This window comes from Brevundimonas sp., from assembly GCF_044239655.1.
GTDB lineage: Bacteria > Pseudomonadota > Alphaproteobacteria > Caulobacterales > Caulobacteraceae > Brevundimonas.
This window is the reverse complement of sequence record NZ_JBIIAY010000091.1, coordinates 1-13,009: the sequence shown is the minus strand read 5'-3', so window position 1 is coordinate 13,009 and position 13,009 is coordinate 1. Positions and strand designations below refer to the sequence as shown.

The following is a 13,009-nucleotide window of genomic DNA, read 5'->3' as shown; positions in this document are numbered from 1 at the left end:
CGGCCAGCTTGCCTTCAAAGACCACCTCGGCCATGCCCGATCCCAGCGCCTCGAACCCTTCGGCATAGGCGCAGTTGAACTTGAGAGATTTGTTGGCGAGCCAGTCCTCGTAAGTGGCCTCCATCTTCTGTTCGAAGGCGGTCAGGCCTTCGTATCCGGCCTCGTGCAGCCTCTTGTTGAACAGGTCGTGCTGCTTGCAGTGCTGGTTTTCCTGCTTGATGAACAAGACCATGTCCTGGTCGAGCGGACTGTCCTTGGCGTCCAGCGCCTTGCGAGCCAACATCATCACCTTGACCAGATGCGGTTCAAGATAGGACGGGATGGTCGAGGACGCGTTCCGCGCCTGGACGTACTCGATATACGGCGACCAGTGGGGCGGGGTCTCGGCATAATCCCATTTGGGATAGCGAACCTTCATCTGCGTCATCTCTCGTCCTTCAGTCTGTGTGGGCGAGCCCAAGGAAGAATTCCCTCACGTCATCGGCAAACCGCTCCGGTTCCTCGAACGCCGCGAAATGGCCGCCGGCCGGAATCTGGGTCAGGCGTTGCAGGTTCCAGTTTCGCGCGATGGCGTCACGCGGTGCCGGCGGAATGAACTCGGCCGGGAACAGGGCCACGCCTGTCGGGACCGTGACCTTGAGGCCGGACAACAGACCCTGGCCCGCCTCGGCCGCCGTGCCGGCGTACATCCAGATGGCCGAGGATACTGCATCGTTGACCAGATAGGTCATCAGGTTGGTGATCAGCTGGTCCTTGGTGAACCGGCTCTCGATATCGCCGTGGGTGTCAGCCCAGCCGTGGAATTTCTCGATCACCCAGGCGGCGAAGGCGACGGGGCTGGCCGACAGGGCCGCGCCGATCGTCTGGGGCTTGGTCATGTGTTCGTACATATAGGCGGACTCGCGCCGCTGGATCGCCTCGTAGGCTGCGCGCCACTCGACCTCGCCGGGCACGGCTTCGGACGCCGGGACCGGCATGGGAATGGCCAGGTTCAGGTGCAGGCCGGCGACGTGATCGGGGGCGTCATGCGCCACCCAGCTCGACACCGAACTGCCGAAATCTCCGCCCTGGAGAAAGAAGCGGTCATAGCCCAAACGATCGACCATCAGGGTGCGCCACATAGCCGAGACCTTGCGTGGTCCGATCGGCCGCGCGGGCCGGGTCGAGAAGCCGAAACCGGGCAGGGAGGGGATGACCAGGTCAAACCCGTCCTCCGCGCGACCGCCGAACTTCTCGGGGAAGGCCAGCCGTTCGGCGGCCTCGTCGAACTCGAAAATCGAGCCGGGCCAGCCGTGGGTCATCAGGATCGGGCCACGACCGCCGGACCCTTTGATGTGCTGGAAGCGGACATCGACATCGTCGATGCGAACGCTGAACTGCGGGAAGCGGTTGAGGTGCGCCTCCCACCTGCGCCAGTCGTAGTGGTTGATCCAGTAGTCGACCAGCTCACGCAGATAGGTGACGTCGACACCGTACTCCCAGCCCGAACCCTCCGGCGCATAGCTGAACGATGCGGCGCGCAGGCCGGCGCGGATCTGATCCAGCCTGGCGTCGGGTACGGCGATGGTAAAGGGGATCGGTCCGTCCATGGCGGCATCATGCCCCTGTGCCCGACGCGTGCGAAAGGTGTCAGCGTCGCAGTCCGACAGTATCGGAAGCGCGATGCCTTGGTCGCCGCCGGATGACGTGGCGGGGCATGGGCCATAGGCTCGACCTCAGTAAAGCCGCGTCACAAGCGGTGTACGAGGAAATATGATGACTCATCCGCTCGAGGCCCAGGCCCTGATGAACGCGGCGCAGGACGCCACGGGCCTGTCCGATTGGGGCGCAGACGTGTTCCGCGAGCCTCTGGATGTGCTGTCGTCGGACCTGATCGAACACGCTGACCTGAACGCCCTCGGCATCGAGCGGGCGAAGCGGCGACTGGTCGACAACCTCAAGGGCCGCCTGGCCCTGACCGAGGATCGCAAGCGCTTCCCCGGCATCGCGGACGAGGTCATCGACAAGCCGATCTTCGTCGCCGGCCTGCCGCGCGCCGGCTCGACCTTCTTCCACAATCTGCTGGCCGCCGATCCGGTGAACCGCTCTCCGCGCATGTGGGAGATCATGTTCCCCTCGCCGCCGCCGCACGAAGCGACCTACACGACCGACCCGCGCATTGAGGAGTGCCGCGATGCGCTGGCGTTCGAGGGTTTCCTGTCGCCCGCCATGCAGGGCATCCATCCCTATGGTGCCGAGCGGCCGGAGGAGTGCAATTTCTTGTGGGAGATGTCGCTGCTGACGGTCAACTATCCCGCCTGGTGGAACGTCCCCAACTACGCCAAGTTGCTGTATTCGGTGGACATGAAGCCGGTCTATCAGGAGCAGAAGCAGGCGCTCCAGCATCTGCAGCACCGCTTCAAGCGTGACCGGTGGGTGCTGAAGACCCCGGCGCACGACTGGTGGATGGCCGATCTGATCGACGTCTTCCCCGATGCAGGCGTGGTGCTGTGCCATCGCGATCCAGCCAAGGTGCTGGCCTCCTTGTCGAACAATCTGGCGGTCAACTACGGCCTGTTTTCGGACGTCACCCCGACCGGTTCCTTCGGGATGCTGGACCGTCAGTCGCAGTCGATGAAGCGAGCGGCCGATGTGCGCGACGCCCATCCAGACCAGTTTTTCGATGCCCACTATCTGCAGGTCCAGGCCGATCCGCTTAAGGAACTGCGCCGCTGCTACGAGAGGTTCGGTATCGCCTTTGACGAGAGCCGCGCTGCCGCCGTTCAGAGCTGGATGGATTTGGATCGCGAAGCTCACGCACGCGGGCCGAAACACGCCTATACGATGGAGGCGTTCGACCTGGACTACGCCGGGATCGACAGCGTGATGGGTGGCTACATCCGCGATTTCAACGTCAGCCTCGAGCGCGCGGCCTGACCGGCAGCATGGCTCGCGACGTCACTTCCATCAGCAATCGAGGCCGACCATGATCAGTCAGACCACACGGGACGAATGGCATGCCCACTGGAAGGTCGTCCTCGGCACCTTCCTGGCCATGGGCCTGGGCTACGGCGGCTGGTCCTTTACCTCCAGCCAGTTCGTTCAACCCTTGCAGGAAGCCTTCGGTTGGGGCCGGGGCCAGATCGCGATCGCCTTCCACGTGGCCGCCTTCGCCGCTCTGGTCGCCCCCCTGTACGGCAGGCTGATCGACCGGGTCGGGGTTCGCCCCGTGCTATGCACCTGCCTGGCCATCGTCGCGGTGGCCTATGTCATGATCGCGCACAGCGTGAACTACACGATGTTCATCGTCGCCTTCCTGGTGCTGGTCTTCGCCGGGATGGGGACGACGGGGATCGCCTTCACCCGGGCCGTCGCCGGCTGGTTCAGCACCACCCGCGGCACCGCCCTGGCGGTGTCGAGGATCGGCTATTCCCTGACGGGCGCCTTCATGCCCATCGCGGTCTACTATGTCATCGCCAACCATGGCTGGCGCGCGGGCTTCTATCTGCTGGCGGCGGTCGCGGTTCTGGTGGCACTGCCGGTCAGCTGGCTGCTGGTCAAGGATCGTCGCGATGCGGTCGAGCTGAACGCCAAGGGGCAGCCGGTTTCCATCTTCAATCCCGCCCTCTGGGGCAGTCTGGTCCGCGACAAGCGGGTTCTGCTGGTCTGTCTGGCCGCCGCGCTTACCTATGGACCCTGTGTCGGGATTCTCAGCCAGCTCCAGCCCCTGCTGACGGACAAGGGCCTGTCGCCGGGCATGGCGGCCCAGTACAGCGCCCTGCTGGCGATCTCGGTCGTGGCCGGCACATTGACGACGGGCATTCTGGTCGATCGCATCTGGGCCCCGGCCGTCGGCTGCGCCTTCACCCTGCTTCCGATCCTGGGGATCGCTTTGCTGATGCCTTCGGTACCGGGCCCGCTGCTGATCGGGGCGGGACTGGTTCTGATCGGTCTGGCGCAGGGGGCCGAGATCGACGTCATCGCCTATATCATCGCCAAATACTTCGGCATGAAGTCGTTCGGGGCGATCTATGGATTGTCGACCCTGTTCATCGGCCTGGCGGCGGCGCTGGGCAGCGTGGCGTTCGGCTTCGTCTACGACGTCTTCCAGTCCTACAACGTCGCCCTGATCGGGGCCGGCGGCCTGTTTCTGATCGCGGCGCTCAGCTACCTGCTGCTGGGTCGCTACCCGGCCGAACCCGGGGTCAAGGGCCGGCTCGACGTTCAGTAGTCGGCAGACCGACGGAACTGGGCGGGCGTCATGCCCGTCTGTCTTCGGAACAGGGCCTTGAAGAAGGCGGGATCGGAATAGCCGACCAGATAGCCGACCCGTTCGATCTTGCGGTCAGACCGTGCCAGCATCCGCTTGGCCGCCTCGATCCGAAGGCCTTGCAGGTATTCGACGGGCGTCATGCCCAGGCTGGCCGAGAACCGCCGCGACAGGGTGCGGGGGTGGACGGCCATGGCCACCGACAGATCGGCCATGGACGGCTTCTGGGCAAAGCGCAGCTGCAGCCAGTGGGCTGCGCGGCTGACCAGCTCATCGGGTCTGAGCAGGGTCGGAGCGTAAGCGTTGGCGGGGTCCGGCCCGTCCGGATAGCGGTCGACGCCCGTGATCCTCTCGACCCAGGTGGCCACATCCGGTGACATGATCCGTTCCAGGATGCGGATGGCGAGAGCAGGCTCGGCGGCGTGGGAGCCGGCCAGAAGGATATCCTCGCGCGCCTCGATCTTGCGGTCGGTGTCGAGAGTCAGGCCGGGAAACCGTCGCGCCATCGCCTTTTCCAGCCACCAGGCGACGGGCACGGTCGCGTTCGTCAACAGGTCCGCCAGGCCCAGGACGGCGACGCCGGTCCCGCTGCCCGCGATCAGGACACCGTCCGCGTGGGCGTTTCGGAGCCAGTCGGCGATGCCTGCAAGGGATTTGAGCCGGGCGGTCAGCGTCTCCGGGCGGCCGATCGCGAAGGGCGCGACATAGATCAGCCGGGGCGTCAGTTCGTGAGCGGATCTTAGGCCTTCATCGACGGCCAGCATCCGCCCGCTTTCGGCGGCCACCGGCTCACCGGACAACGAGACCAGGCGGACGTCGATGGTGACCGGCAGTTCCTCGCGCGTCGCATACTGCTGGGCGGTATAGCGGTTGGCCAGGCTGAGGGCGTCGATCAGCTCGAAGACCGCGTTGGTCAGGACACCGTCCGTAACCACTATCGCGACCTGGGGCATTCCTCGACCTTCCGACCTGTCCGGATCGACATGCAGTAGGTCCGGATCACCACTCCACAGTCGGCCGGTTCAGGGTCACCGTCAAAGAAAAACGGGAGCCAGGAAATGTCAGTCAGATCGGAGCTGGTGGACGAAGTCGTCCACGAAGATGTTTTCGACCGGAGCTATCCGGATCTGGAGGCGCGTCAGCTCGAGGCGGCACGTGAACTGGTCGCAGAGCGGCTGGAACAGATCCCGGTGCTGCGCCGACGGGCCGCCGAAAGCGGGGTCAGCGAGATCAGGTCGTTCGACGATCTGGTGCCCCTGCTTTTCGCCCACACCTCCTACAAATCCTACCCGGCCAGTTTCGTGGAGCAGGGCAAATGGGACCGGCTGCTGCAGTGGATGCAGACCCTGTCGACGGCCCGGGTCACCGACGTGGACGTCGAGGGCGTCAGGGATGTCGATGACTGGATGGATCGGTTGCGGGACGCGGGCCACATGGTGCTGGCCACGAGCGGATCCAGTGGGAAGGTCTCGTTCCTGAACCACACGCGCGGCGATTCAGAGAACAAGACCCGGCACTACCGGCGGATGTCGGGCTGGCCCTACATCAAGGCCGACAACAGCCGCGCCTGTTTCATGACCAGCCCCTCCAAAGGGCCGAATAGCGCGATCGAGGCGGCGCACAATACGGCCAAGGTCTGGGCCCGGCCCGGTGAGGCCCATTTCCTGACCGACGAGCCGCTGAAGCTGGCCGACATCAGCGCCTCGGCCGCCCTTAACGCCCGCATGGCCGACGGCACGGCAACGCCGGCGGAGATTTCGGCCGCCCAGGCTGTGGCCCGGGCGCGAGGCGAGCGGATGACGGCGGCCATGGACGATTTCGTCGACAAGCTGCTGGCGCATAGGCATGAGCCGATCGTGGTCTCGGGACTGTGGGCCCAGCATATGGGGATCATCGATCGGGCCCATGCGCGGGGCGTCCCCGACGGCGATTTCCATCCGCAGTCGATGGTCAGCGCGGGCGGCGGGCTGAAGGGGGTCACCCTGCCGGACGACTACAAGGAGCGGGTCGATCGGTTCTACGGGAAGGTGGTTCGCAACAACGCCTATGGCATGACGGAACTGGCCCAGACCTGTCCGAAATGCCAGTGCGGTCGGTATCACCGGCCGCCGGGCCTGATCTGGTTGCTGCTCGACCCGGACGGGGAGACGCTGCTGACTGCCGAGGATGGCGAGGACGGCGTGGTCACTGGCCGGTTCGCCTTCCTCGATCTGCTGTACGAGGGCCGCTGGGGCGGGCTGATCAGCGGCGACAAGGTCACCGTGGACTTCAAGAACTGCCCGTGCGGACGCGCTGGGCCGACGATCCTGGACACCATTACCCGCTTCAGCCAGCCGGGCGAGAGCGACCACATCGGCTGTGCCGGCACCATCGACGCCTATATCCGTGGAGCCGTGGCCCAATGACCCCCGAAGCCATCACGGCCGATCCCGCCGTGGACGCACCCATGCGCGTCCGTCATGTCGTCAAGGGCCAGGTCATTGAGGGGGACGGCCCCGAGTACGGCAGGGACCCCAACCGCTTCACCACCCCACCGCTGGATGTCAGCGCCCTGGTCTGGCCGCGCCCCGCGCCGTCGCCCGCTGCGGATGTGCCGGTCGACGAGATCATCGACCTGCTGGTCGAGGCCGGAGAGGTTCTGAAACGGGATCGGTCCGGGGCCCTGGCCGAGGCCATGGAACGCAGCGTCGCGGCGGGCTTCTATCCCCGTGACCTGGTCGAACGGTCGTTCGCCTATCTGGGCCATATGTTCAACCGCGCCTCGATGGAGTTCATGATCGAGCAGGAGATCGGCGGAAAGGACTTGCTGGACGGCTGGCGCGAAGTTGCGACGCCGTCGGGGCGGCCGGCGAAGGTGCGGGCGTTTCCGTGCAGGCTGCTGCATGTCATTGCGGGGAACTCGCCGGGCGTGGCGGCAAACACCGTCATTCGCGGGGCCCTGACCAAGGGGGTGCATCTGCTGAAGCTGCCGTCCAACGAGTTGTTCAGCGCCCCGGCGATCATCGCGGCGCTGTCCGAGGCAGCACCGGGCCATCCGGTCGCGAAATCCTTCTCGGCCGCCTACTGGCGCGGCGGGGACGAGGCGGTCGAGAGCATGCTGTTCCGGCCCCAGTATTTCGACAAGATCGTCGCCTGGGGTGGCGAGAGCACGATCAAGGGCGCACTGAAATACGTCGGGCCAGGCCTCGAACTGGTCGCCTTCGATCCCAAGACCTCGATCTCGATGATCGGCCGTGAGGTCTTCGCCTCGGACGAGGCGCTCGAGGCGGCGGCGGAAGCCGGGGCCCACGACGCGACCCTGATGAACCAGCAGGCCTGCACCTCCAGCCGGTATCAGTTCATCGAGGGCTCCATCGCCGACATCGACCGCTATTGCGCGCGGTTGCAGGCGAAGCTGGGGGAGGGGCGTCGGTCGTCCTCGGCCGAACCGCGTCCGATCCCGCGCAACATCCGCGACGAGGTCGAGGGCCTGCGGGACATGGAGGAGTTCTACCGGGTCTGGGGCGGCTACGAGGGCCGCGGCCTGGTGGTGCGGTCGGAGGAGGCCGTGGACTTCTATCCCGAGGGCAAGGTGGTCAATGTGGTCGCGGTCGAGCGGCTGGAGGATGCGATCCGGCACGTCAATGTCGCGACCCAGACGGTCGGGGTCTATCCGGCCGAACGCAAGGCGACGCTGCGCAATGCCCTCGCGTCGGCCGGGGCCCAGAGGATCGTGACCCTGGGCGCCGTCTCGCCCGAGGTCGGCCTGCCCCACGACGGCTTCTATCCGCTCCACCGCTTCGTCCGGTGGGTCAACGACGAGGGCTGACGCGCAAGTCGACGTCGCTCCAGAACCAGAAGGTAGACCCATGAAGATCACCCCTCTCGAGCCCTTCGGTGCCGATGTGGAAGACATCGATACCCGGGCCGTGTCGGTGGAAGACCAGCACGCCCTGGTCGAGGCCTTGGCTGAACACCACGTGCTGCGCATTCGCGGCCAGACACTGGACAAGGCCGAGTATGCCCGGTTCGGTCGGACGTTCGGCGATCCGATCGACTTCTTCTTCACCAAGGACCTGGATCCCGAGTTTCCGGCCCTGATCACCATCTCCAACTCGCCCGATCTCGATCCGGGCCGGCGGGACGGGGCCTCGTTCTGGCATACGGACGGATCGTACGAATATATGCCTGCGACTTCGACCATGCTCTATGCCGTGGAAGCCCCGGACCATGGGGGCGAAACCCGGTTCACCGACCTAACGGCTGCCTATGAGGCCCTGCCTGATGCGATGCGGATGCAAATCGAGGGGCTCAAGGCCCGGCATATGCTGGTTGGTGGCAAGCGGGAGGCGGACGAGACGCCGATCAAGCTCGACCCTGACGAGGCCGGTCGCGACGGGGGTGTCCGGGCAAAGAAGCGGGCCTCGGAGCGGCCCGTACATCCCCTGGTCATCACCCACCCGATCAGCGGCCGGCGCAACCTGTATGGTGTGGCGGGAACGCCCTACGGGATCCAGGGGATGGAGCCGGAGGAGGGTGAGCGCCTGCTGGCCGAGATCAAGGCCCATGCGGTCGCGCCCCGGTTCAACACCGAGGTCAAGGCCGAAGCCGGAGACATTCTGATCTGGGATAATCTGGCCACCCTGCACCGGGCGACGCCGATCGAATATTCGGCCGAGGACGGCAAGCGGCGTCGGCTGCTGCGGATCAGCACCCAGGGTCTTCCGCCCTCACACGCCGACCGGGTCCCGCTGTTCAAGGCACCGGAAGGTCATGTGTCGATCAAGCTGGCCTGACAGCACCCACCCGAGCCCGCCGACGCCATGTTCTCTATCCAGGACGCGCTTGAAGCCAAGCTGAGGCTCAGCGTCCTCGCGTCATCGATCCTGGAGGGCGCACATATCGTCCGCACCGACGTCAATCTGCTAGGGCTTGGCGAGGCGGGTAGGGTGCTCCGCGCCCACGCCGCCGATTTCCAAGCCCTGGCCCTCGCGATCGAGGTCCTCGAACGCGGAACCGTGCGAGTCACCGCTCGAATGTCACCAACTCGGCCAAGGTCACGCGTCGTGCCCGTCTCGGTCGAGAGCACGACCTCCGGTGCCCTCAAGGGCGCAGCATGGGGCGTGTTCCTGGCGGGCCCGGTGGGGGCGGCGGTGGGATCCATGGTCGGGGGCGGCATGAAGGTCGCCTTCGAGCTTCACACGCTGGAGGGCGAGGTCCTCAAATGCATCGCCGGCAAGGACGCCTATCTAGACATCAAGAAGCAGGTCGAGACCAAGCCGGCCCAACCGCCAAAACCCAAAAAGGCCCGATCCGAACGGACCGGGCCTCGCAAGGTCGGGATTCTCCTAGGGGCTGGCATTTTCATGCTGCCAGTCGTGTTTTCATGGTTCGTCCTGCGGCAGGGCCACACGTCAAGGGCCAGGGCCATTGTGGCCGCCTGGACGGCGCTGTGGATTGTGGGCCTCTGCATGATCCCTACTGCGCCGGACGATGCGACGACGATGTCGCTCGTGGTCGCCGAAGGTTAGGCGGCGCGACTGTGGTCCCGCCGAGGATCAACCAGGCGCCGTCCACCCAGGCCGACCATCCAGATGAGGAACTGACTGAGGCTGTCGACCTGGTCGTCGTGACGGGCGTTCGGGAAACCCATCATCTCCTTTTGGAGACCGGGTAGCCAAGGGGCCTCGCGGGGTAACTTGGCCCAGCCCGAGTAGAGAGGCTCCGACGCCATCGCGTACCGCTCGGCCTTGCCGACACGCGGACGAATCTTCTGGCGTTGGCAGTAGGTTGCGTGGTGCTGGGGGTCGCTCTGGCAACGCATGTCCTGGCTCAGCATGTCCAGAATTGCCGGGCCGACGCTGGCCTCTTCCACCAGGACTACATCCGCCCGCCAGCGTTTGCGCTCGTACCGGACGCGCGCCAGGAGGTCGGCGTAGGCCAGTTTAACCTGAACGAGGTCGAGCAGCCTCCAGAAGTTGCTGTCATAGCCCCAGACGGTGCCCACGGAGTAGTCGGCGTTCGGCGCGACCGAGTCGGCGCAATCCCAACTGATCACGACCCGACTGAGCTTGCGCCGGCCCTCGTCGACCAGGAAGTCGATCGGGTCCTCGTCGTAGAACTGGATGCGGTCCCATCGGATGACATCGCCGTCGGTCGGGATGGGGTTTTGTTGGTACTGGGTCTCGAACACGCGGGGACCTAACTCGAGGCGAAGGCGCTCCAGGACGTCCATTGGTTCGCGTTCGGGGTTCAGCACGTCTCCGATGCGCCGAACCTTGGTCCTTCCGTGGGTCAAGGGGATTATCTCGTCGCGCAGGGCGATGGCCGGCAGATCCAGGTGCCGGTAGCCACCCTTGGCGATCAAGTGGGCCGGGATGTCGTCCTCGTGCAGACGTTGAGCGATGGAGATGACGGCACCCGATGCCTTGTTGTTCATTCGCGTAAACAGGGTCCCATCGACATATTGGCGAGCCTTCTCGCGTGCTTCAGGGAAGGAGGCGTCGGCGGCCTTCATCAGGTCGTCGATGATGATCAGGTCCGCGCCGTAACCGGTGATGGATCCTAGTCCAACGGCTCGCCGCCCACCGCCTTGGCGCGTGAACATCCGGTCCTCGGTGTCCTTGACAATGGACGAGGCCATCACGGGGAAGATGGCTCGGTACAGCTCGGATTGGATGACCTTGCGAAAGTCCCGCGACAGCTCGGACGCCAAGTCCTGGGCATAGCTGGCGCAGATGATCTTCATCGCGGGGTTTCGCCCAAGCATCCATGCGGTGAAGGCCACTGTCGTGGCGATCGACTTCAGGTGCCGGGGCGGGACAGTTATCTGCAGCCTCTTGTTGGAGCCGTCGGCGACCTCGTTCAGGGCCTGGACCATGGCCGAGACATACCAACCCTTGACTAATGGGACGCCTGGATTGAGCAGGGCGAAGGTCAGCTCCAGGAAGGCCCCGAAGTCATGACGGGCCCCGGCGAGCAGAAGCTCGCCGGGGGAGAGGGCGCGACGCGTCATTGGCCGTCCTCCGGTTGGTGGTCACGGACGATGCTGGCCAGTATTTCGGAGAACTGGTCGCCGGTTAGTTCGGTCTTCTCCGCTGGGGCCATATTGCCTTCAGCTGTATCGGGCGGCGTGGCGGCCTGCGCGTTGAGCTTCATGAGCGCCGAGAATGAGCGAAGATCGCCCTTGGCGGCCTTGTCCACCTGTTGCCGAACAGCGAGCTCCGCCTTCGTGGGCTTGACCGGCCGGCCATTAATCACGACCGACACCCGGCTTTGAAGTTCGTCGCTCAGGATCGTTTGCAGGTTATGGGACCCACGCGGCCGACCCTTGGGGTTCCCGGATTTGCCAGACTTGAACTGGGTCGCGACGGGCGGTCGGCAGTAGCCGACCTCGTATTCATTGTATGCTTTGGACATGACGGGGCTCCGTTAGGCGGCCAGACGCGTGCGAACGCGCACGCGAGGCTCGGGAAGGGTGATGATCTGGGCGGTGTGGATGTCGGTCGGCGCGGCGGTCGGGGCCGGCGTCAAGGCGCGTTCGGCCTGGACCTCGCGGTAAGTCTGGCCGGTCGAGGCCAGCCGGGCTTCGCGTCCGGTGAACTCTTGCCAGCGAACCACCCCGACATCGACGTAGCGAGGGTCGAGTTCGGTGGCGAAGCCCCGGCGACCGACGCTCTCGGCGGCGATGATGGTGGTGCCACTTCCGCTGAACAGGTCCAGGACGGCGTCGCCCTTTTCCGTGCTATCCAGGATGGCGTCGCGGACAAGCCCAAGCGGCTTGACCGTCGGGTGCATCTCCCGGGCCTTGGCCTTGGCGGCCCCGAAGCCGTTGACGCCCTCATAGGTCCAGACGTTGGAGCGGTCGCGGCCGTGTTTGCCCAACTCGCCCCGGTTCAGATGCGACGCGCCGGGCTTGCGGAACAGGAAGATAAGCTCGTGCCGGGAGCGATAGAAACTGCCCATGCCGCCGGCCTTCTTGTCCCAAACCAAAAGGTTCAGGCGTTCCAGACTCGTGGCCTTGGCAGCGGCGAGGGTGTGCTCCATATGCCTGTGGTCCATGCAGTAGTAGATCAGGCCCCCGTCGATCAGGTTCTCCTTGGCTCTCGCCATGACCTTGGTCGAGAATTCGGTGAACTCGTCGTCGGACATCTCGCCTGAGGCCATGACGAACTCGCCGTGATGGCCACCGCTGGTCACATGGCCGGCCACGGCCACATTGTAGGGAGGATCGGTGAAGACGACCCGCGCCGGCTTGCCAGCGAGAAGGACTTGGAAGCTCTCGGCCACGGTGGCGTCCGCGCACAGCAGGCGGCTGTCGCCCAGATGCCAGAGATCACCGACCCGGCTCACCACCTTATCGGCGAGGGCTGGAATGGCGTCGCCTTTGCGATCAGCGCCGTCGCCGCCGAAGATGATGGCGTCGATTTTGGCCGACGAGAAGCCGGTCAGCTCCAAGCTGAAGCCGAGGTCCATCCCCGACAGCTCGGTTAGCTCGATGCGGAGCGTTTCCTGGTCCCAGCCGGCGAGTTGACCAAGCTGGTTCTCGGTGATGGCCAAGGTCCGCTTTTCGGCTTCAGTGAGATGGGTCACCCGGATGCAGGGGACTTCCGTCATGCCAAGCAAACGAGCGGCCGCGACGCGGCCCTTGCCGCAGATGATGTTGTTGTCCTCGTCGATGAGAACAGGATTGATGAAGCCGAACTGGCTGATGCTGGCGGCCATCAACTCGAGGACGCTTTTCTTGCGAATTCGGAGTTGGCGGCTGCCCAGCCGGAGCTC

12 protein-coding genes are annotated in these 13,009 nt (G+C 65.2%); 6 read left to right on the top strand and 6 right to left on the bottom strand.

Features of this window, described 5'->3' with window-relative positions; genetic code table 11:
- On the bottom strand, positions 1 to 427 hold a 427-nt coding region (locus ACILQR_RS12015; RefSeq protein WP_395651646.1), incomplete at its 3' end, for a metal-dependent hydrolase.
- A gap of 10 nt (positions 428 to 437) precedes the next feature.
- On the bottom strand, positions 438 to 1,589 hold the full coding sequence (locus tag ACILQR_RS12010; RefSeq protein ID WP_395651645.1) for an epoxide hydrolase family protein: 1,152 nt from the start codon (positions 1,587 to 1,589) through the stop codon (positions 438 to 440).
- A 163-nt stretch (positions 1,590 to 1,752) separates the two neighbouring features.
- Between ACILQR_RS12010 and ACILQR_RS12005 the strand changes: the two genes are divergently transcribed.
- Together ACILQR_RS12005 and ACILQR_RS12000 are read left to right on the top strand one after the other, a co-directional pair.
- Positions 1,753 to 2,916, top strand: coding sequence for a sulfotransferase family protein (locus tag ACILQR_RS12005; protein WP_395651644.1), 1,164 nt, complete (start codon positions 1,753 to 1,755; stop codon positions 2,914 to 2,916).
- 49 nt (positions 2,917 to 2,965) lie between these two features.
- Positions 2,966 to 4,210 carry an MFS transporter gene (locus ACILQR_RS12000; protein ID WP_395651643.1) on the top strand — a complete coding sequence of 415 codons (1,245 nt, stop codon included), beginning with the start codon at positions 2,966 to 2,968 and terminating at the stop codon, positions 4,208 to 4,210.
- Here ACILQR_RS12000 and ACILQR_RS11995 read toward each other — a convergent pair.
- Positions 4,204 to 5,202, bottom strand: a complete 999-nt coding sequence (locus ACILQR_RS11995) for a GlxA family transcriptional regulator (RefSeq protein ID WP_395651642.1) — start codon at positions 5,200 to 5,202, stop codon at positions 4,204 to 4,206. The two genes, ACILQR_RS12000 and ACILQR_RS11995, sit on opposite strands and share 7 nt — an antisense overlap.
- A 105-nt stretch (positions 5,203 to 5,307) precedes the next feature.
- On the opposite strand from ACILQR_RS11995, the gene ACILQR_RS11990 reads away from it, so the two are divergent.
- Genes ACILQR_RS11990 through ACILQR_RS11975 form a run of 4 tightly spaced genes read left to right on the top strand, consistent with a single transcriptional unit; the run spans position 5,308 to position 9,759 of the window.
- Entirely contained in the window at positions 5,308 to 6,654 is a 1,347-nt protein-coding gene (locus ACILQR_RS11990; protein ID WP_395651641.1) for a hypothetical protein, read from the top strand.
- Complete coding sequence (locus tag ACILQR_RS11985; protein ID WP_395651640.1) at positions 6,651 to 8,057, top strand: acyl-CoA reductase; 1,407 nt, start codon at positions 6,651 to 6,653, stop codon at positions 8,055 to 8,057. The genes ACILQR_RS11990 and ACILQR_RS11985 overlap by 4 nt, the downstream gene beginning before the upstream one ends.
- Positions 8,058 to 8,097: 40 nt before the next feature.
- A complete protein-coding gene (locus ACILQR_RS11980) occupies positions 8,098 to 9,024 on the top strand; it encodes a TauD/TfdA dioxygenase family protein (protein ID WP_395651639.1) in 927 nt (308 codons plus the stop codon).
- A gap of 27 nt (positions 9,025 to 9,051) precedes the next feature.
- Positions 9,052 to 9,759, top strand: coding sequence for a hypothetical protein (locus tag ACILQR_RS11975; RefSeq protein WP_395651638.1), 708 nt, complete (start codon positions 9,052 to 9,054; stop codon positions 9,757 to 9,759).
- Here ACILQR_RS11975 and ACILQR_RS11970 read toward each other — a convergent pair.
- The 3 genes from ACILQR_RS11970 to ACILQR_RS11960 form a co-directional block, all read right to left on the bottom strand.
- Positions 9,756 to 11,243 carry a hypothetical protein gene (locus ACILQR_RS11970; RefSeq protein WP_395651637.1) on the bottom strand — a complete coding sequence of 496 codons (1,488 nt, stop codon included), beginning with the start codon at positions 11,241 to 11,243 and terminating at the stop codon, positions 9,756 to 9,758. The two genes, ACILQR_RS11975 and ACILQR_RS11970, sit on opposite strands and share 4 nt — an antisense overlap.
- Positions 11,240 to 11,647 (bottom strand): DUF5681 domain-containing protein, encoded by a 408-nt coding sequence (locus tag ACILQR_RS11965; protein WP_395651636.1) that lies wholly within the window; start codon positions 11,645 to 11,647, stop codon positions 11,240 to 11,242. Before ACILQR_RS11965 ends, ACILQR_RS11970 begins: the two co-directional genes overlap by 4 nt.
- A gap of 12 nt (positions 11,648 to 11,659) precedes the next feature.
- Positions 11,660 to 13,009, bottom strand: a 1,350-nt coding sequence (locus tag ACILQR_RS11960; RefSeq protein WP_395651635.1) for a site-specific DNA-methyltransferase, incomplete at its 5' end; no start/stop codon positions are given.